The sequence below is a fragment of the Cellulomonas sp. H30R-01 genome (assembly GCF_010119915.1).
Taxonomy (GTDB): Bacteria; Actinomycetota; Actinomycetes; order Actinomycetales; family Cellulomonadaceae; genus Cellulomonas; species Cellulomonas algicola.
Window position 1 is genome coordinate 2,048,344 of sequence record NZ_CP048210.1, and the last position, 18,715, is coordinate 2,067,058.

23 protein-coding genes and 1 tRNA gene are annotated in these 18,715 nt (G+C 74.8%); 6 read left to right on the forward strand and 18 right to left on the reverse strand.

Annotated features, from left to right (window positions below):
• Window positions 1-92: 92 nt before the first annotated feature.
• From GXP71_RS09115 to GXP71_RS09135, 5 genes are all read right to left on the reverse strand, one after another.
• Entirely contained in the window at window positions 93-425 is a 333-nt protein-coding gene (locus GXP71_RS09115; protein WP_162352405.1) for a hypothetical protein, read from the reverse strand.
• Window positions 426-643: 218 nt separating this feature from the next.
• Window positions 644-1,336 carry a response regulator transcription factor gene (locus tag GXP71_RS09120; RefSeq protein WP_162352406.1) on the reverse strand — a complete coding sequence of 231 codons (693 nt, stop codon included), beginning with the start codon at window positions 1,334-1,336 and terminating at the stop codon, window positions 644-646.
• On the reverse strand, window positions 1,333-2,496 hold the full coding sequence (locus GXP71_RS09125) for a sensor histidine kinase (protein WP_162352407.1): 1,164 nt from the start codon (window positions 2,494-2,496) through the stop codon (window positions 1,333-1,335). Before GXP71_RS09125 ends, GXP71_RS09120 begins: the two co-directional genes overlap by 4 nt.
• Window positions 2,497-2,611: 115 nt before the next feature.
• Window positions 2,612-3,115 (reverse strand): hypothetical protein, encoded by a 504-nt coding sequence (locus tag GXP71_RS09130; protein ID WP_124342675.1) that lies wholly within the window; start codon window positions 3,113-3,115, stop codon window positions 2,612-2,614.
• Window positions 3,116-3,274: 159 nt separating this feature from the next.
• Window positions 3,275-3,985, reverse strand: a complete 711-nt coding sequence (locus GXP71_RS09135) for an NUDIX domain-containing protein (RefSeq protein WP_124342676.1) — start codon at window positions 3,983-3,985, stop codon at window positions 3,275-3,277.
• Between the two features lie 64 nt (window positions 3,986-4,049).
• On the opposite strand from GXP71_RS09135, the gene GXP71_RS09140 reads away from it, so the two are divergent.
• Window positions 4,050-4,805, forward strand: coding sequence for a DeoR/GlpR family DNA-binding transcription regulator (locus GXP71_RS09140; protein WP_162352408.1), 756 nt, complete (start codon window positions 4,050-4,052; stop codon window positions 4,803-4,805).
• A gap of 51 nt (window positions 4,806-4,856) precedes the next feature.
• Here the strand turns inward: GXP71_RS09140 and GXP71_RS09145 are convergent, their stop codons facing one another.
• Window positions 4,857-5,768, reverse strand: a complete 912-nt coding sequence (locus GXP71_RS09145; protein ID WP_162352409.1) for a hypothetical protein — start codon at window positions 5,766-5,768, stop codon at window positions 4,857-4,859.
• 90 nt (window positions 5,769-5,858) lie between these two features.
• Here GXP71_RS09145 and GXP71_RS09150 point away from each other — a divergent pair, with 90 nt between their 5' ends.
• From GXP71_RS09150 to GXP71_RS09160, 3 genes are all read left to right on the forward strand, one after another.
• Window positions 5,859-6,689, forward strand: coding sequence for a histidine phosphatase family protein (locus GXP71_RS09150; protein ID WP_238402698.1), 831 nt, complete (start codon window positions 5,859-5,861; stop codon window positions 6,687-6,689).
• Window positions 6,673-7,542 (forward strand): NAD(P)H-hydrate dehydratase, encoded by an 870-nt coding sequence (locus GXP71_RS09155; RefSeq protein ID WP_162352410.1) that lies wholly within the window; start codon window positions 6,673-6,675, stop codon window positions 7,540-7,542. The genes GXP71_RS09150 and GXP71_RS09155 overlap by 17 nt, the downstream gene beginning before the upstream one ends.
• Before the next feature lie 109 nt (window positions 7,543-7,651).
• Complete coding sequence (locus GXP71_RS09160; RefSeq protein WP_124342680.1) at window positions 7,652-7,990, forward strand: cupin domain-containing protein; 339 nt, start codon at window positions 7,652-7,654, stop codon at window positions 7,988-7,990.
• Between the two features lie 62 nt (window positions 7,991-8,052).
• Here the strand turns inward: GXP71_RS09160 and GXP71_RS09165 are convergent, their stop codons facing one another.
• Window positions 8,053-8,943 (reverse strand): aldo/keto reductase, encoded by an 891-nt coding sequence (locus GXP71_RS09165; protein ID WP_162352411.1) that lies wholly within the window; start codon window positions 8,941-8,943, stop codon window positions 8,053-8,055.
• A gap of 95 nt (window positions 8,944-9,038) precedes the next feature.
• Between GXP71_RS09165 and GXP71_RS09170 the strand changes: the two genes are divergently transcribed.
• Both GXP71_RS09170 and ppk2 read left to right on the forward strand, forming a co-directional pair.
• On the forward strand, window positions 9,039-9,773 hold the full coding sequence (locus GXP71_RS09170) for a phosphatase PAP2 family protein (protein WP_162352412.1): 735 nt from the start codon (window positions 9,039-9,041) through the stop codon (window positions 9,771-9,773).
• A 192-nt stretch (window positions 9,774-9,965) separates the two neighbouring features.
• Window positions 9,966-10,874 (forward strand): polyphosphate kinase 2, encoded by a 909-nt coding sequence (ppk2, locus tag GXP71_RS09175; RefSeq protein ID WP_162352413.1) that lies wholly within the window; start codon window positions 9,966-9,968, stop codon window positions 10,872-10,874.
• A gap of 16 nt (window positions 10,875-10,890) precedes the next feature.
• Here ppk2 and GXP71_RS09180 read toward each other — a convergent pair whose 3' ends face one another.
• The 11 genes from GXP71_RS09180 to GXP71_RS09225 form a co-directional block, all read right to left on the reverse strand.
• Window positions 10,891-11,868 carry an alpha/beta hydrolase gene (locus GXP71_RS09180; RefSeq protein ID WP_162352414.1) on the reverse strand — a complete coding sequence of 326 codons (978 nt, stop codon included), beginning with the start codon at window positions 11,866-11,868 and terminating at the stop codon, window positions 10,891-10,893.
• 272 nt (window positions 11,869-12,140) lie between these two features.
• Window positions 12,141-12,213: transfer RNA gene (locus GXP71_RS09185), tRNA-Ala, on the reverse strand.
• A gap of 75 nt (window positions 12,214-12,288) precedes the next feature.
• Window positions 12,289-12,984 (reverse strand): histidine phosphatase family protein, encoded by a 696-nt coding sequence (locus tag GXP71_RS09190; protein WP_124342690.1) that lies wholly within the window; start codon window positions 12,982-12,984, stop codon window positions 12,289-12,291.
• Window positions 12,981-13,364 (reverse strand): ribosome silencing factor, encoded by a 384-nt coding sequence (gene rsfS, locus GXP71_RS09195; protein WP_124342691.1) that lies wholly within the window; start codon window positions 13,362-13,364, stop codon window positions 12,981-12,983. The genes GXP71_RS09190 and rsfS overlap by 4 nt, the downstream gene beginning before the upstream one ends.
• Before the next feature lie 21 nt (window positions 13,365-13,385).
• Window positions 13,386-14,627 (reverse strand): hypothetical protein, encoded by a 1,242-nt coding sequence (locus GXP71_RS09200; RefSeq protein ID WP_162352415.1) that lies wholly within the window; start codon window positions 14,625-14,627, stop codon window positions 13,386-13,388.
• Window positions 14,624-15,223 carry a nicotinate-nucleotide adenylyltransferase gene (gene nadD / locus GXP71_RS09205; protein ID WP_162352416.1) on the reverse strand — a complete coding sequence of 200 codons (600 nt, stop codon included), beginning with the start codon at window positions 15,221-15,223 and terminating at the stop codon, window positions 14,624-14,626. Before nadD ends, GXP71_RS09200 begins: the two co-directional genes overlap by 4 nt.
• Before the next feature lie 23 nt (window positions 15,224-15,246).
• Window positions 15,247-15,402 carry a hypothetical protein gene (locus GXP71_RS20130; RefSeq protein WP_200829795.1) on the reverse strand — a complete coding sequence of 52 codons (156 nt, stop codon included), beginning with the start codon at window positions 15,400-15,402 and terminating at the stop codon, window positions 15,247-15,249.
• Window positions 15,403-15,460: 58 nt separating this feature from the next.
• The gene (locus tag GXP71_RS09210) at window positions 15,461-16,768 is read right to left on the reverse strand and encodes a glutamate-5-semialdehyde dehydrogenase (protein WP_162352417.1); all 1,308 of its coding nucleotides are present in this window, start codon (window positions 16,766-16,768) and stop codon (window positions 15,461-15,463) included.
• A gap of 4 nt (window positions 16,769-16,772) precedes the next feature.
• Window positions 16,773-17,381 (reverse strand): GNAT family N-acetyltransferase, encoded by a 609-nt coding sequence (locus GXP71_RS09215; RefSeq protein WP_124344083.1) that lies wholly within the window; start codon window positions 17,379-17,381, stop codon window positions 16,773-16,775.
• Entirely contained in the window at window positions 17,378-17,794 is a 417-nt protein-coding gene (locus tag GXP71_RS09220) for a rhodanese-like domain-containing protein (protein ID WP_162352418.1), read from the reverse strand. The genes GXP71_RS09215 and GXP71_RS09220 overlap by 4 nt, the downstream gene beginning before the upstream one ends.
• A gap of 87 nt (window positions 17,795-17,881) precedes the next feature.
• Complete coding sequence (locus tag GXP71_RS09225; RefSeq protein WP_124344085.1) at window positions 17,882-18,703, reverse strand: nitroreductase family protein; 822 nt, start codon at window positions 18,701-18,703, stop codon at window positions 17,882-17,884.
• Window positions 18,704-18,715 lie beyond the last annotated feature (12 nt).

The window sequence follows — 18,715 nt, forward strand, 5'->3', positions numbered from 1 at the left end:
TGCGACCGTGGCGATACCCGCCGCACGACCGAGCACCGCCGCGGGACGGACGCGCGTCCCGCGGCGGTGCTCGGTGGTGCTCGGCCCGGTGCTCAGCTCGTGCGGAGCCACAGGGTCCAGCCGACGAAGATGAAGTTGCAGGTGTACGGGCGGCCCGAGGCGATCCCGGAGAGGTGGCACAGGAGCGGGTCGGGGTAGTACCCCGCGAACTCCCAGGTGCTCGCCGTCCGCACGGCCGACGTGGTCCCCGTGGCGCCGACCGGCGACGCGGTGCGCGCGCCGGCCACGGTCGCCGTGGGGACGTTCTGCGGCGTCGACGCCTCGGCGCCGGCCGCTCCCACCAGGAGCGCCGCGGCGGTGACGGCGACGGTGGGCAGGACCCGGCCGAACCGGTGGCCCCTGCGCCTCGATTCCTTCGTGTGCACGTGTTCTTCCCCCTCCTCGGAATCCCGCACCCCACGTCGGGGATGGACGACGGGCTCCCGATGACGGACGACGGGCGAGCCCGAGGTCCGATTCGCCAGACGGTAGGTCCGCGCATCCGAGCGGGTCGTCGGCCCGTCGCCGGACATCCGGCGTCCTCCCCGGGCAGCAGCCGAACGGCGTCGTGCACCCACGGGGGGACGACCGCCCGGCGGGCGCGTCAACGACGCACGGGAGGCGGCGGCTCGTCCGGCGCGACGAGGCCGCCGCGGTAGGCCGCGACGACCGCCTGGGCGCGGCTGCCGACGCCGAGCTTCGCGAAGAGCCGGTTGACGTGCGTCTTGACGGTGCCCTCGCTGATCACGAGGTGCTCGGCGATCTCGGTGTTCGACAGCCCGTGCGCCACGAGGACCAGGACCTCGCACTCCCGAGGGGTCAGCCGCGCCAGGTCGCCCGTCGTCGCACGCGTGCTGTCCGGCCGGCCTTTGAACTCGTCGAGCAGCCCCCGCGCGACGGCCGGGTCCAGCCACGCCTCGCCCGCCGCGACCGCACGGATCGCCGACACCAGCTCGTCGGGCGCGGCGTCCTTGAGCACGAACCCCGAGGCGCCCGCCCGCAGCGCCCCGCGCACGGCCTCGTCGACGTGGAACGTCGACAGGACGAGGACCGCGCAGTCGGTCCCGGAGTCGGACGCGTGCTCGACGATGCGCCGGGTGGCCTCGACGCCGTCGAGGACCGGCATGCGCACGTCGACGAGGACGACGTCGGGCCGCAGCGCGCGGGTCTGCTCCACCGCCTCGCGACCGTCGGCCGCGAACCCGACGGTCTCGATGCCCTCCGCGTCCCGCAGGATCAGCGCGATGCCCGTGCGCACGAGCGCCTCGTCGTCGGCGAGCAGCACCCGCACGGTCACCGGGGCTCCGCGGGCAGGACGGCGTGCACCCGGTACCCGCTCGCCGACGCGGGCCCGACGTCGAGGCTGCCGCCGACGAGCTTGACGCGCTCGCGGAGGCCGACGAAGCCGAACCCGCTCGACAGCCCTCGCGTGGCGTGGACCGGCGTCCCGGCGCCGTCGTCGGTGATGTCGAGGACGAGCGCGCCGTCGTCCCACGCGCAGCGCACCGTCGCCGTCGTGCCGGGGCCCGCGTGCCGCGTCACGTTGGTGAGCGACTCCTGGATGATCCGGTACGCGGTGAGGTCCACGCTGGGGTCGAGCGGTCCCGCGGTGCCCGTCGTCGACACCGCGACGGACACGCCGGTCGCGCGGATCTCCTGCACGAGCGCCGGCACGCGCGACAGACCCGGCGAGGTGCCCGTCCCGTCCGGCCCGGGTCCGGGCTCCGCCGCGTCGACCTCGTCCGCGACCGTCCGCAGGACCTCCAGAAGGCGGCGCAGCTCGCTCATCGCCTGCTTGCCGACCGCCTCGACCGACGAGAGCGCGTCGAGGACCTCCGGCGACGTGCGCGGCGCCTCCCCCACCAGCACCCGGTGTGCGCCGGTGGTCTGCAGCACCATCACGGTGACGGCGTGCGCGACGACGTCGTGCAGCTCCCGGGCGATCCGCAGCCGCTCGGCGGTCACCGTCGCGGCCGCGAGCGCCTCACCGGAGCGCACGAGCTCGACCGCGCGCGCCCTCGACGCCGCGACCCACCGCCCGACGCCGAAGGCGGTGGTGTCGAGCAGCGTGAACACGGTCATGACGGCGACCACGACGAGCACGGGCCGCGCGCCGCCCACCGACAGCGCCTCGGAGGTCGCCGCGACGCCGTGCGCCGCGAGCACCGCCCCGAGGCACGCGACCGCCGGTGCGAGCGGCACGGCCGCTGCCGCCGTGTACAGCGCGACGAGCAGGGTCAGCAGCGGCCGGGAGCCGACCGTCACGGTGAGGAGCACCGCCCAGGCGGCCAGCGTGACGCACACGGCCACGGGCGCGCGACGCCGGAACGAGAGCACCGGGACCGCCGCCGCCCCCGCCGCGACCACGAGCCACAGCGGGACCGGGTCGAGCAGGACCCACGCACGGTCGGTCGGCGCCTCCGTCAGACGCGTGAACAGCACCGTGTCGATCCCCACGACGAGGACCGCGAGCAGGACGTCGCCACGGCTCGGCGCCGGCGCCGGCGGCCGCAGCGGTGCGGCACCGACCTGCCATCGGCCGCCTTGCCGCCACCGCGACCGCAGCACGGGCTCAGTCCCACCGGAAGATCTGGCAGATCCAGCTGAACTGCGTCGGTGCGGGGCCCGGTGTCACCGCGACGGCGGGCCTGGCCGTCGGGTCGTCGCGCGGCGCGGTCACCTCGCCCGCGGGCGGTGACGCCTCGACGCCGACCTCGGCGAGCACGCTGCTCCAGCTCGGCGCCGGGCCGTCGAGCAGCTCGTGCACCAGCCCTTCGGCGACCTTGCCGAGCGTGGGCACGGCACCGGGCGGTTCCTGCACGACCACCAGACCCAGGCTGCCCGCCGGCGCCGCACCCTCCGGGTACCCGACCGTCACCTCGACCGGCGTCAGCCAGGTCCCGGCGTCGGGACGTCGCAGGCGGATCCGGCTCCCCCGCGGAACCGTGGGCCACGGCGCGAACACCGCCACCAGCTGCTGGTCCGGGCTGGCGACGAGCACGCCGTGCGCGACCTGGTCCTCCTCGACGACGAGCTCCACGGGAGGGAACGTCGCGTCGCCGGGTCCGGTGCTCATGCCGACAGCCCCCCGTCACGTCGTCGACGGCCCGGGAGCACCAGCACCCGCCGGGACCGGTCCGCGCGTCGGCTCGATGGTACCGCTGGTGTGACCCAGGTCACACGCTGCGGCGCCTCTGGCCCGCCGGGGCGCGACAGCCTGCGGGCACGCGGCCCGTCAGCGGGTGCGGAACGGGCCGTGCAGCGCCGCCCACTGCAGCAGCATGATCGTCTTCGCGTCGGCGACCTCCCCGGTCAGCGTCATGGCGAGCGCGTCCGCGAAGGGCAGCTCGACGACCTCGATGTCCTCGCCCTCCGCGGCGACGCCGCCGCCGGCACCCGTGCGCTGCGCGGGCGTGTAGGGCGCGGCCCAGAAGTGCAGGCGCTCGGTGACCGAGCCCGGGCTCATCCAGGCGTCGAAGACCCGCTCGAGCGCCCCGACCTGCACACCCGTCTCCTCCTGCGCCTCGCGGCGGATCGCCGTCTCGGGGTCGTCGTCGTCGAGCAGGCCGGCGGCGGCCTCGAGGAGCATCCCGTCCGGGTGGCCGTTGACGTAGACGGGGAAGCGGAACTGCCGCGTGAGGAGCACCGTCGCACGGTCGGGGTCGTACAGGAGGACGGTCGCCCCGTTGCCGCGGTCGTACGTCTCACGCTGCTGCCGCACCCACCGCCCGTCGGCGCCGCGGTAGTCGAACGTCGTCCGGCGCAGCACGTGCCAGGCGGCGGCGAGCAGCTCCACCGCGACCACGCGGACGCGAGGGTTGCCCGTGAGGTCGAGGCCGGTGCGGTCGAGGTCGGTGCGGCCACGGTGGTCCGGGACCCGGGTCCCGGGCTGCGCGGGCGACGGCGTGGAGGTGGTCGTGGTCGTGGTCGATGTCGCAGGGGGCATGTGTGCGACAGTACGTGCAACACTCGGCAAGAACAAGAAAGAACGTGCAGCACCGGGAGGCCGCATGCTCACCGCACAACGTCGTGACGTCCTGCTCGACAGGCTCCACCGCGACGGTCGCATCGTCGCCAAGGACCTCGCCGCCGAGCTCGGGCTGTCACCCGACACCGTCCGGCGGGACCTGCGCGACCTCGCGCAGGCCGGCCTGTGCCAGCGCGTCTACGGCGGCGCGCTCCCGGCGTCCCCCGCCGTCGGCGACCTCGCGAGCCGCAGAGGAGTGAGCGTCGCGAGCAAGGACCGCGTCGCCTCCGCGGCCGCCCGGCTCGTCACCCCCGGCTGCACCGCGATCCTCGACGGCGGCACCACCACGCTCGCGGTCGCCCGGGCGTTGCCGCCCGACCTGGACGCCACGATCGTGACGCACAGCCCGGGCGTCGCGGCAGCGCTGGTCGAGCACCCGCGTGTCGAGGTGGTCGTGCTGGGCGGCCGACTGTTCAAGCACTCGGGAGTCGCGTGCGGTGCCGCGGCCGTCGAGGCGGCGGAGCGCGTCACGGCGGACGTCTTCCTCCTCGGCGTCACCGGTGTGCACCCCACGGCGGGGCTCACCACGGGCGACGCCGACGAGGCCGCGATGAAGCGCGCCCTGGCGCGTCGCGCCGCCGACACGTTCGTCCTGGCCAGCGCGGAGAAGATCGGCGCCGCCTCGCGCTTCGCGGTGCTGCCGCTCGGCGACGTCGCGGGCGTCGTCACGGACGTCGCGGCGGACGACCCGACGCTCGTCGAGCTCCGGCGCGCGGGCGTCGCGCTGGTCCCCGCCTGACGGCCCGGCCCACGGGCCCCGCGCGCGGTCGAGACGCGGGTGGACCAGGCGTCAGCCCAGCGTCTCCGCCTCCTGCGCGACGCGGAGGAAGTCCTGCACCTCGACGGGCTCGAGCCGGTCGAGCACGGCGACGGCGTCCTGCTCGTCGACGTACGTGGTGTCGACGCGCCACTCGACGTCACCGACGCGGACGAAGACGTACCGCGTGGCGTCGTCGCGGAGCGTGACGGTCCCGTGCACCCCGTGACCGATCACCGTGCACGTCGGCTCGGAGCCCAGCGGCGCGCAGTCCGTCCGGTCCGTGCTCACGTCGACGACGTAGTTCGCCTCGTCGGCCGTGCCGGCCCCGCGCCGCCACTGCATCGTGAGGTCGAGGTCCGACCCGGGGTACGGCCACCGCGTCGTCAGGTAGGACCACCCGCCGGGCAACGGGCTGTCGACCGAGCTGCCGTCCGTCAGCGGCAGCGCGCCGTCGAACCTCTGCAGCTCGTCCCGCCGCTCGTCGCCGCGCTGCCAGCGCTGCAGCGCGGTGTCACCCAGCCCCAGCAGGACGACCGCGCCCACGACGATCGCGACCCACCGCCAGCGCGCGTGCCCCGTCACGACGAGCGGCAGCAGCACGGGCAGGCTCAGCAGGCACAGCTGTGCGACCGGACCTCCCGGTGCGCGGGTCAGCGCGACGGCCACCACGAGCGCCGCGAGCACCGCGGCGACCGCAGGGCGCCACCGCTCCCCGGGCGGGAGCCGGCGGAAGGCGACCGACGCCGTCACGACGAGGGCCACCACGCCCACCACCGCCGTGACGCCCAACCCGACGAGGACGAGCCCGAGACCTTCCCAGCCGACCGACGGGCGGTTCGCGAGCAGCCCGACCACGGCCATGCCCGCCGCGACCACAGCACCCGGCACGACGAGCGTGATCAGTCCCGCGACGACGACGTCCCGACGGTTCCCCACGGCCACCGGCGGACCGTACCAGCGAGGCCCGGGCTGCCGTGGCGGAACGACGCGAGGCGTTCCACGATGTCCACACCGCCCGCGCGACGACGAGAGGTGAGCACGCTCATGGAGCACTGGACGGCGCCGCACCAGGACCGGGACCGCGTGAGCCGCGACGACGGACGCAGCGCGCGGGGTGTCACCGAGCTGGTGCTCGTCCGGCACGGCGAGAGCGTCGGGAACGTCGCGGCGTCGGCAGCACAGCGTGCGGGTCAGGAGGTCATCGACCTCGACACGCGGGACGCCGACACACCGCTGTCCGCGCTCGGCGCCGAGCAGGCGACCGCGCTGGGCGGCTGGCTCGCGGACGCGTCTGGGGCGTCCGGTCCGGACGTCGTGTGGGTGTCGCCGTACGTGCGCGCCGTGCAGACCGCGACGATCGCGCTCGAGGTGGCCGGGCTCGACCTGCCCGTGCACCAGGACGAGCGCCTGCGCGACCGAGAGCTCGGCATCCTGGACCTGCTCACGAGCACCGGCGTCGACGCACGGTTCCCGGCCGAGGCCGCGCGCCGCCGACACCTCGGCAAGTTCTTCTACCGGCCACCGGGCGGCGAGTCCTGGGCGGACCTGACCCTGCGGGTCCGGTCGTTCCTCACCGACCTGGACCGGTGGGAGGCGGACCACCGCGTCCTCGTGGTCGCGCACGACGCCGTCCTCATGACGGTCCGGTACGTCTGCGAGCGCCTCACCGAGACGGAGGTGCTCGACCTGGGCCGCCGCAACCCGGTCCGGAACGCCGCGGTGACCCGGCTCGTCCGGGAGCCGAGCCACCGCCCGGGACCTCCGCGGTGGGAGCTCACCGCGTTCAACGACGACGCCCACCTCCGCACGCAGGGGACGCCTGCCACGACGCACCCGGGAGACACCGATGCCCACCCGCACTGAGCCCGTCACGCCGCGACTCCTGCGCGAGTGGGCGCTGCCGTCGCTCGCCCGCTCGAAGTACGGGCGCGGCCAGGTCGTCGTCGTCGGCGGTGCGCGCACGACGCCCGGCGCCGTGCTGCTCGCGGGCACCGCGGCCTTGCGGGTGGGTGCCGGTCGGCTCACGCTCGCGGTCGCCCGGTCCGTCGCGGTCCCGCTCGCCGTCGCGCTGCCCGAGTCAGGTGTCGTCGGGCTCCCCGAGACCGAGCAGGGCTCGGTCGAGGGCACCGGGCTCGACGTCGTCGCTGACGACCTGGGCGCCGCCGACGCCGTGCTCGTCGGTCCGGGCCTCGACGACGCCGACCGCACCGCGGCCCTGCTCACCGCGCTCGTGCCGCTCGTCCGGCGGTCGACGCCGGTCCTGCTCGACGCGTACGCCCTCGGTGTCCTGGCCGACCTCCCGGACGTCGCGGAGCAGCTGCGCGGCCGCCTCGTCCTGACGCCGAACACCACGGAGGCCGCGCGGCTGCTCGGCGTCCCCGACGACGACCTCGACGACACCGCGGCGGACCGCGTCGCGAAGCGCTACGACGCCGTCGTCACGTGCCAGGGACGCATCGGCGCACCCGACGGCGGCCGGTGGGAGGTCTCGACCGGGACGCCCGGGCTCGCGACCTCGGGGAGCGGCGACGTGCTCGCCGGCGCGCTCGTCGGGCTGCTCGGCCGGGGCGCCGACCTCGCCCAGGCCGCGTGCTGGGCCACGCACCTGCACGCCACCGCGGACGACCGCCTCGCGGTCCGCGTCGGGCGCACCGGCTACCTCGCACGCGAGCTCCTCGACGAGCTGCCCGCGCTGCTCACCGACCTGTCGCCCTGAGCCACGACGACGGCCGACCCTGCGGGTCCACGAGGACGTCGCGCGGGGTCGGCCTGCCTGAGGCCTGTCACGCGGTCCCGCATCGGCCCTGAACTGCGATGATGTCTCCATGACCGATGCGCCCGTCACCCGCGTCCTCCTGGCCGACCACGAGCTCCCCGAGGAGTTCCGCACCGGGCACGTCGAGGTCCGACGCATCACGCTCGCGCCCGGGCTCGTCGCGGGCCCGCACACGCACAACGGCCCGGTGTTCGGGATCGTGACGGCAGGCTCTGTCGACTTCCGGGTCGGCGACGGGCCCGTCGTCCGGCTCCGCGCGGGCGACGTCTTCTACGAGCCGGGCGACGAGCGCATCGGCGGCTTCGACGCGACCGACGAGGGTGCCGAGTTCGTCGGCTGGTTCCTGCTGCCCACCGGTGTCGCGGGGACGCTCACGCCCCTGACCTGACGGGCTCCGCGGCGCCGCTCGGCGTCACGCTGCCAGGGTGGCGGGGTCACGACACTCGGACGTCACGCGTCGAGGCCGAGCGCGCGCGAGCAGCGGGCCACCTCGTCCTCCGCGAGCGCGAGGTCGGCCGCCTGGACCGAGTCCTGGATCGACGCGGCGCGCCGCGCACCCGGGATGGCGATGAGACGGTCGCTCAGCGCGAGCTCCCAGGCCAGCACGACGCGCTGCGGGCTGACCCCGTGCTGCTCGGCGAGCTCCGCGAAGACCGCGAACCGCTCGCCGACCGCACGCGCACCGCCACCCGTGCCGCCGAGCGGGCTCCACGGCAGGAAGGCGATCCCGCGGCTCTCGCAGTGCTTCAGCTCGCCGTAGCTGCCCGGGTGCCGCGGCGAGAACTCGTTCTGGACGCTCGCGAGGTTGCCCTCCCCCAGCACCTGCTCGGCGATCTGGATCTCCTCGACGCTCGCGTTCGAGATCCCCAGCGCCCGCACCTTGCCCTGCTTCTGGAGCTCCAGGAGGTTCTCCATGACCTCGCCGTAGACCATCCACCGGTCCGGGCGGTGGTACTGGTACAGGTCGATCGTCTCGACCCCGAGGTTCCGCAGGGACTTCTCGACCGCACCCTGGAGGTACGCGAGCGAGCCGTCGCGCCCCCACGACTCCCCCCGCCCGCGGGTGATGCCGCCCTTGGTCGCGATCACGACGTCGCTCGTGCCGCCGCCCCACGTACGCAGCGCCTGGCCCACCAGGCGCTCGTTGTGGCCCATCGCATCCCACGACGGCGCGTAGATGTCCGCGGTGTCGATCAGCGTCACACCTGCGTCGAGAGCGGCGTGGATCGTCGCGATCGCGTCGTCCTCGCTCGGGTACGCCTTGTCGTCGTTCATGGACAGGGGCATCGCGCCCAGTCCGACGGGGCTGACGTGGAACGGGCCGAGCTGTCGCGTGTGCACGCGTCCATGCTGCCCTGCGCCCGGCGGTCCGGCTCGGGGGACGTCGGTGTGCTCGTGCGGTCGTCGGGTCGTCGCCGCGCGGTTAGCGTCGGTGCATGTCGGACGATCCTCCTCTCGCACCGCCGAGGACCTCGTGGTTCGCCGCGCTCCGCGCTCGACCCGTCCTGTGGGCGCTCCTGCCGGGGATCCTGCTCGTCGTCGCCGGGCTCTGGGTGTTCCTCGCGGTGCTCGACGGCGTCCGGGAGAAGGACGACCTGTGGGACCTCGACCAGCCCGTGCTGGAGTGGCTGGTCACCCACCGCAGCACCGGGTGGACGTCCGTCCTGGCCGCCATCACGTTCGTCACGGGGCCGACGGTCCTGCCGATCGTCGTGCTGGTCGCGTGCGTGGTGTGGGGCCTGGTCCGACGCGAGTGGTGGCGCCCCCTGCTCCTCGCCGGGGCGATGATCGCCTCGACGCTCATCAGCCTGGCGGTCAAGGGCCTGGTCGGACGCGAGCGACCGCCCGCGGAGACCATGTTCGTGCCGGGCGCGGAGACGACGGCGTCGTTCCCCTCCGGGCACACCATCGGGACGGCGACGTTCCTCCTGGTCGCCGGGTACCTCGTGTGCAGCCGCACACCGACCGTCCCGCGCGTCGTGTCCTGGAGCGTGCTGACCGTCGTCGGCACCTCGGTGGTGGCGCTGAGCCGCCTGTACCTCGGGTACCACTTCCTCACGGACGTCGTCGCCGCCGTCGCGCTCGCGATCGCCGTCCTCGGGGGCGTCGTCGTCGTGGACCGGTGGCACACGCTCCGCCGGCAACCGGAGGCGCTCCCGGTCCCGTCATGACCGTGCGGGCGAGCCCTGCCCGCGTCGAGCACGACGGGCCGTCGATCCCTCCCGTCCGTCGGCGGCGCAGCGATCCTTCGCCAGGGCGCGGGTGTCGCGCGGGGCACGGGAGTGCCGTTGCGGCTCCCGGACCGCAGACTTCGAGAGAGGCGCCGTCGTCGGCGTCCCGCGCAGCAGAACCGAGGAGCCCCCATGTCCGTCGCCGACCCGCCGCGCGACCTGCGCGAGTACATCGAGTTCCTGCGCGACAGCGGCTACACCGTCCGGGACGGCCACACCCCGGACCCCGACCTCATCGACCCGCAGGGCAACCCCGTCTACACCTGGCGTGAGGGCTACCCCTACGCGGAGCTCATGGACCGCGACGACTACGAGCTCGAGAAGTACCGCCTGCAGGTCGAGCTGCTGAAGTTCCAGTACTGGCTCGAGGACAACGACAAGCGCGCGATCATCCTGTTCGAGGGCCGCGACGCCGCCGGCAAGGGCGCCACGATCAAGCGGTTCACCGAGCACCTCAACCCCCGCACGTCGCGGGTCGTCGCGCTCGGGAAGCCGAGCGACCGCGAGCGCGGCCAGTGGTACTTCCAGCGGTACACGCAGCACCTGCCGACCGCCGGCGAGATCGTCATGTTCGACCGCTCCTGGTACAACCGCGCGGGCGTCGAACGGGTCATGGGCTTCTGCACCGAGGACGAGTACCAGACGTTCATGGGCCAGGCGCCGTGGTTCGAGAAGGCGCTGGTCGACTCCGGCACCCACGTCACGAAGCTGTGGTTCTCGGTGTCGCGGACCGAGCAGCGGACCCGGTTCGCGATCCGCCAGCTCGACCCGGTGCGGCGCTGGAAGCTCTCCCCCATGGACCTCGCGTCCCTCGACCGGTGGGACGACTACACGGCCGCCAAGGAGGAGATGTTTCGCCGCACCGACAAGCGGCACGCGCGGTGGACGATCATCCGCTCGAACGACAAGAAGCGGGCCAGGGTCAACGCGATGCGCTTCTTCCTCAACCAGTTCGACTACGACGGGAAGGACGCCGAGGTCGTCGGTCGGCCCGACCCGCTGCTCGTGATCCGCCGCAAGGACGAGCCGACGGGCGAGTGAGGTCCGACGGTGACGGCTAGCGGTCGACGCCGCTGACGAACGTGACGGTGGCCGCCGAGATCTGCTGCCGCGCGTCGTCGTGGGAGATCGTCGGGGTCCCGTCACCCGGTTGCGGGCCGTAGTCGCCGAAGAACGCGTGCACGGCGCCGTCGATCACGGTGAAGCCGGCGTCCGGGGGCAGGTCGGCCTTCGACGCGTCGATCTTCTCGGGCGTCGACAGCTCGTCCCGCGAGGCCGAGACCGACTCGACCGCGGCGGTGAGGGAGCCGCTCACGTCGCCTGCCGGGTAGGACGCGTAGAGGAGGAGCCCGACGACGGGAGCGGTGGCGTCGTCGTCCGCCGCATCGGCCTCCGAGGACGCGACGACCCCGCCCAGCGAGTGGCCCCCGACCACCCAGCGCTCGGCGCCGGGGACCGCGTCGCGAGCGTCGTCGAACGCCCCGAGGGCGAGGAACGCGACGCCGAGAGGCTGCTTGGCGATGACGACCGGGTGCCCCGCCTCCGCCACGGGACGCAGCACCGCGGCGTAGGCGCGCGCCTCGACCTTGGCCCCGGGCTGGAAGAAGACCGTGGTCCCGCTGACCTCACCGGCCGGTGCGAGCCGGATCTCCGTCGCGGTCTCCGTCACTGTGACGGCCGAGTCCGACGTCATCGCGGCCAGCGCCGGCTCGACGGCGGTGAACGGACGCAACCAGGCCATCGCCGTGATCCAGACCATCGCGCCGACGACCAGGACGACGTCCATGACGCGACGCCACCGGGCGCGCGCCGGGCGGGGTCGGCGGTTGCGCCACAGCACGAGCACGCAGCCCAGCGCGGTGAGGCCGAGCAGGACGGCGTAGGCCGGGTGGCCGTGGACGACCGCACCCCACGCGGTGACGCACGCCCAGACGACCACCGCCAGCCCGGCGGCCGCGACCGCGCGGACCACCCAGGCGAACCAGGCCGGCCGCGTCGAGCCGACGGTCTCGTCACGTTCCTCGCGCACGGCCATGTCCCCGCCCCTCGGTCGACCGGCGGCCCTCTCCCGGACCCGGTCGCGGTGGATCAGCACCTCATGGTCGGGGGTGACCGCCGGAGGTGCGACCCGTGCGCGCCCGTCCCTCCGCCGAGCAGCGCACGCCGCCGGACCGATCCGTGGCCACGACGGCGAACGACCACGTCCGGCCCCTGTGCTGAGGAACCGACGTGGCCTCGCGATGTGCCGTCAACGGCGAAGAGGCCGCTTCTCCGTGAGGAGAAACGGCCTCTGACCTGCGATTACGGTGGAGCTGAGGGGACTCGAACCCCTGACCCCCTGCATGCCATGCAGGTGCGCTACCAGCTGCGCCACAGCCCCGTTCCGAACCCGCCGGAGCGGATCCCACACCCTTGCGGGCGCTCGGAGAGTCTAGGACGAACCCCGGGCGATCTCCTAATCGGGGTCGCGGGTCTCGGCGTCCGCACCGGACTCGCGGCGGTCGGGGCCGGCGTTCCAGTCGGTCGACGCGTCGGTCGGGCCGAGGTTGTAGCCGGTGAGCCGCCAGCCGGGCACGCCGTCGAGCGTGGTCGCGACGAGCTCGGTCCAGTGCGCGTTCAGCATCCCGGCGAAGGCGTGCAGCCGGTCCCCCAGCCCGAGCAGGCGGCCGACGGTCGAGCTGATCGCGGACCCGTGCGACACGATCACGAGCGTGTCCGCAGGGCCGAGCGCGGCGGCGTGCTCGGCGACCGCGAGGGCGACCCGGTCGGCGACCTCGGCGCGCGTCTCGGCGCCGACACCCTCGGGCTCTCCCCCGGCCCGCCAGACGGCGAACTCGTCGGGCCACGACGCGACGATCTCGTCGCCGGTGAGGCCTTCCCAGATGCCGAAGCCGCGCTCGCGCAGGCGCGGGTCGACGACGAGCTCGAGGTCGGCGGACCGCGCCAGGTACGCGGCGGTGTCGTGTGCACGGCTGAGGTCGGACGTCACGATGCGCGTCGGCTCGTGCCGCGCGATCATCCGCGCGGCGGCCGTGCGGGCCTGCCAGCGGCCGACGTCGTCGAGCGGGATGTCGACCTGGCCCTGGAGGCGCGCGGAGGCGTTGTGGGCGGTGCGCCCGTGCCGCCACAGCAGCACGCGTCCGGCGGTCACGCCTCGCTGCCCTCGCCGTGCACGTCGGCGGGGAGCTCGATGAGCGGGCAGTCCTTCCAGAGCCGCTCGAGCGCGTAGTAGACGCGGTCCTCGGCGTGCTGGACGTGCACGACGACGTCGCCGAAGTCGATGAGGACCCAGCGGCCCTGCCCCTTGCCCTCGCGGCGCACGGGCTTGCTGCCGAGGTGGAACAGCGCCTCCTCGACGGCGTCGACGATCGCGCCGACCTGCCGCTCGTTGGTGCCGGAGGCGATGAGGAACACGTCGGTCAGGACGAGCTGCTCGCTGACGTCGAGCGCGATGATCTCCTGCGCCTTGAGGTCGGACGCGGCGCGGGCCGCCGCCACGGCGAGCTCGACGGCTCGTTCGGTCGCGGGCACGGAACTCCTCGGGTGGTTCGGTCAGGTGGTGAGCGGGGCGCTCACGTGGGTGGCGTCCGCTGCCGGGGCCGCGTTCGCAGCGGGCTCCTCGCTGCGGGCGTTGTTGAGCAGCAGCACGATGAGGAACCCGAGCACGAACGCGACGAGCGCGAGCACGATCAGGTGCAACCACGTGTACGGGTGGCGGGGGCGCTCGTCGTCCTCGTCCTCGTCGTCGTCCTCGTCCAGGTCGTCGACGCGCGTCGCGCCGGCAACCGGTGCGTCGGAGCGCTTGCCGAAGGGGGCTCCGGCGACCGGACCTGCGGGGGCGCCGGCGGCGCTCGCGCCGCCCCAGGACCCGGGGACGGCGGTGGCGGGACCACCCGGGGCCGCGGTCAAGCCCTCGGGCGCTCCCGGTGCGGCGACGGGCGCCGACGACGTCGCGGACGGCCAGCCCGGGCTCGCGGACGGCTGCTGCGGCACCTCGGGGCCGGCGGGCCGGGCGTCGGTGCGGGACGTGGACGGGTTCCACGACGCGGCGGACGGCGACGGGCTCCACGGCGCGGACCGGTCGGTCTGCGACGCGGAGCTGGCGGACCACGACGACGAGGCTGCGCGCGGGTCGGCCGGTGCTGCCGACGCGGGCCGACGCTCGGGCGACGAGGCAGGCGGCGTGGCAGCCGCCGGGTCGGGACGCGACGGTGCAGGCCAGCCCGCGGGCTGCTGGGGCCACGACGACGCCGCCGGGGCGGGTGCGGGCGACGGCGCCGCTGCGGACCCGTACGCCGGGCGCGGGGTGGTGCCGCCGCCGTAGGACGGGGCGGCGGGAGCCTGGCCGTAGCCGGGCGATGTCGGAGGGCGCTGGCCCGGGGCCGCCGACGGCCGCGGCACGGACTGCGCGGGCGGGGCGGTCGGGGCCGCGGGTCGGGGCGCGGCCTGCTGCTGCCGGGGTGCGGTCGCTGCGGGGGGACGCGGCGCGGGCTGCTGCGGCGGCGCGGACGGACGGGACGTGGCGGTCGGCCACGCGGGCGCCGGCGGGGCGGCGGGCGGCTGCGCCCCCGCGGCCGGACGCGGCGCGTTGGTCGGGTCGAGCGTCGTGTCGCGGCTCGACCGGCGGGACCGCGCGGGCTGCTCGTCGGCCGGCTGCGACCAGGACGGCACGCCGGAGCCACCCGTCGTCTGCTCGCGCATGGCGCGACGGGACGACTGCCCCTGGGCGGCCTCCTGCTCGGCGGCGGCGCGCTCGAGCTCGCGGCGACGCCGCCGCTCTCCCGGTTCACTCATGACTGACCTCGATACAACCTGTGCTTCGCGATGTACTGGACCACCCCGTCGGGGACGAGGTACCAGACCGGCTGGCCGGCGCGTGCCCGCGCGCGGACGTCGGTCGAGGAGATCGCCAGGGCGGGGATCTCCTGGATGCTCACACGGTCGGCGGGCAGGCCGTCGACCGACAACGTGTGACCCGGACGGGTCACCGCCACGAAGTGCGCCATGGCGAACAGCTCCTCGGCATCCTTCCACGTGAGGATCTGCTCGATCGCGTCGGCACCCGTGATGAAGAAGAGGTCGGCGTCCGGGCGCAGCGTCTTGAGGTCACGGAGCGTGTCGACCGTGTACGTCAGCCCGGGACGCTCGATGTCGACGCGGCTCACGGTGAACCGCGGGTTCGACGCGGTCGCGATGACGGTCATCAGGTAGCGGTGCTCCGCGACGGTGACGTCCTGCTCCTGCTTGAACGTCGGCTGGCCCGTGGGGACGAAGACGACCTCGTCCAGGTCGAACCGGTCCGCGACCTCGCTCGCGGCGACGAGGTGCCCGTGGTGGACGGGGTCGAACGTGCCACCCATCACCCCCAGGCGGGGTCGCCGCTGCGTCATCGGACCGGTGCTCCCCGCCGCGCTCAGTGGCGGGTCCCGACGCTCCGGAACGCGAAGGTGAACAGCAGCATGGCGACGAGGCCGACGAACGCCCCGACCCCGAACACCACGGGCGAGAACGGCAGCTCGTTGGCGTGCTCGGCGGCTTCCTCGGCAGCGGCGATCAGTGCGCTGTGCACGGTGTTCCTCCTGTGGGGTTGTCGGGGAGCGACAAGTGTCGCACGACGCGCTGTGGCGTCAGGGCCGGACGTGCCCGTCGCCCTGCACGACCCACTTGGTGGTCGTGAGCTCGGCGAGGCCCATCGGGCCGCGGGCGTGCAGCTTCTGGGTGGAGATGCCGATCTCGGCGCCCAGGCCGAGCTGTCCGCCGTCGGTGAACCGCGTCGAGGCGTTGACCATGACGGCCGCGGAGTCGACCTCGGCGACGAACCGCTCGGACGCGGCCAGGTCGCCCGTGACGATCGCCTCGGTGTGCCCCGAGCTCCACGTGCGGATGTGGTCGAGCGCCTCGTCGAGGTCGTCGACGACGCGGACCGCGAGGTCGAGCGACAGGTACTCCTTCGCCCAGTCCTCGTCGGTCGCGGCGACGACGGACACCTCCTCCGGCGCGAGCCGCAGCGTCGTCTCGTCGCCGTGGATCGTCACGCCGGCGTCCGCGAGCGCCGCCAGCGCGACGGGCAGGAACTCGTCGGCCACGCCCTCGTGCACGAGCAGCGTCTCCGCGGCGTTGCAGACGCCGACGCGCTGGGTCTTGGCGTTGAGCAGGATCGGCAGCGCGACGGACAGGTCGGCGCTCTCGTCGACGTAGACGTGCACGTTGCCGACGCCGGTCTCGATCACGGGCACGGTGGACTCGCGCACGACGGTCGCGATGAGGTCCGCTCCCCCGCGCGGCACGAGCACGTCGACGAGCCCGCGGGCGTGCATGAGCGCGACGGCACCGGGACGGCCCCACGCGTCGATGGACTGCACGAGGTCGCCCGGGAGCCGCTGCGCGACCAGCGCGTCGGACAGCACGCGGACGATGACCTCGTTGCTGTGGGCCGCCGCGGACCCGCCGCGCAGGATCACCGCGTTGCCGGACTTGAGCGCGAGGCCGGCGGCGTCGACCGTCACGTTCGGGCGGGCCTCGTAGATCATGCCGACGACACCCATGGGGACGCGCAGCTGGCGCAGGCGGAGGCCGTTCGGCAGCGTCGAGCCGCGCACCACCTCGCCGACGGGGTCGGGCAGGGCCGCGAGCTCCCGCAGCGCGTCGGCGATCGCGGCGACTCGGTCGGGCGTGAGCGCGAGGCGGTCGAGGAGTCCCGGGGAGATGCCGTCGGCGCGGCCCTGGTCGAGGTCGAGCGCGTTCGCGGCCACGATCTCGGCGGTCGCGGCGACCAGCGCGTCGGCGAGCGCGTGCAGCGCGGCGTCCTTGGTGGCGCGGGTCGCGGTCGCGAGCGCACGGGACGCGACCTTGGCGCGCTGCGCCACCTCGCGGACCTGCGCGGCGACGTCCGTCTCGGCGGCGTCGTGCAGGGGTGCCTCGAGCGATGCGGTCATCCCGTCAGGGTAGACCGCGGGCGCCCTCGTCGGTCCGGGGTTCCACGACCCGGCCGCCGGTCGCGGTGCCCTCCCCCACGGGCCCCACGTCGAGGCTGAACGCGAGCAGCGTCCCGCCGTCGACGACCCGCGTCTCGCGCTCGGGCACCCGCACGAACCCGAGGCGCTCGTAGAGGCGGTGCGCGCCGGTCATCCGGGGTCCGGAGTTCATGACGACGCGCGACAGGCCGCGCGCGCGGGCCAGGTCGACGACGAACCGCGTGAGCAGCGTCCCGATGCCGCGCCCGCGGGCCGACGGGTCGACCGCGAGCAGCCGGAAGTCGAGCTCGCCGTCCTGCCCGAGCGGCGAGATGTGCCCGCCGGCGCGCGGCGTCGCGACGGTGCCGACCAGCCTGCCGGTCGCGAGGTCCTGCGCGACCCAGACCTCGTGCTCGCCCGCTCGGGCCGCGACGTCGGCCAGCGACGCCCGGTAGGTGTCGCTGATGTCGTAGTCGTGCGCGTAGGCGGCGACGGACAGGCGCGCGACCTCGTCGTGCTCGTGCGGCTCGACGAGGCGCACGACGATCCCGACCTGCCGCGTCCCGTCGACCCGGTCGGTGGTGGGTGCGCTCACGCCGGGCCCTGGTCGACGGCGATCTCGTCGACCGGCAGGCCGGCGTCCTTCCACGCGGGTGCGCCGCCCTCGACGTGCACGACGTTCGTGAAGCCGCGCGCACGCAGCTCCGCGGCGACGGGACCTGAGCCGCGGACGGACCCGCACACGACGACGATCGGTGTGTCGAGGGAGACGACGGGCGCGATGTGCGCCGCCGACGCCAGGTCGAAGTCGGTGTCGACGGCGTACCGGTCGACGACCGTCGCGCCGGGGATCGCCCCCGTGCGCGCGCGGCCGGCGTCGCTGCGGACGTCGACGAGGACCGCGCCGGCGGCCACGCGCTCGGCGGCGTCGGCGGGCGTGACGAGCGGCGCCAGGGCGCCGGCGTCCTCGAGCGAGAGGTCCTCGGCGGGGGCGGTGGGACTGGTCATGTCGTGCTCCTGGGTGTGGAAGTCAGCGGGACTGGATCGGCGGGACGGGGTCGGCGGGACGGGATCGGCCCGCGAGGTTCGCACGGGTCAGCGCAGCGGGAAGCCGCGGGTCTCCAGGTGCTCGCGCAGCCGGTCGCGGCCGTTGAGCGCGTGCGGGCCGGACAGCCGGGCGAGCAGCCGCTCGACCCAGGAGTGCGCGAGACCCTCGTCGGCGTAGAACGCGCCGATGCGCCGCTCGTAGTCGTCGACCGCGTCGTGCGCGCGCTCGTCGTACGTCTCGTGGTGCAGCACCGCGGACTGCGGCAGCCGCGGCTTGACGCGTGAGCCCTCGGCCGGGTCCGGGTGACCCACGACGAGCCCGAACGCCGGGAAGGCGTGCGCGGGGAGCCGGAGCAGCGCGGACACCTCGGCCGGGTGGTTGCGCAGCGCGCCGATGTAGACCGTGCCGAGGCCCAGCGACTCCGCCGCGAGCGTCGCGTTCTGGGCGGCGAGCGCCGCGTCGACGAACCCGACGACCGCCGTCTCGAGGTACTCGGCGCCCGCGGTCGGTGCCTCGTGCCTCGCCGCGACCGCGTGGGCGCGCGCGAGGTCGACCAGCCACACGAGCAGGACCGGCGCCTGCACGACGTGCGCCTGTCCGCCGGCGAGCTCCGCGAGGCGGGCGCGGGCGGCGGCGTCGCGGACGGCGACGACGCTCCAGAGCTGGAGGTTCGAGCTGGTCGCGGCGGACTGCGCGGCGGCGACCAGGGTCGTGAGCGTCGCGTCGTCGACCGCGTCGGGCAGGTAGCGCCGGACGGAGCGGTGCGCGAGCTGCTGCTCGACGACCGGCGTGCTCACGACGGCGTCGGGGGCGGCGCCGCCGTAGCGCTGCGTGGCGAGGCGGGTCGTGTCCTGGACGTCGACGGACATGCGGGGCTCCGG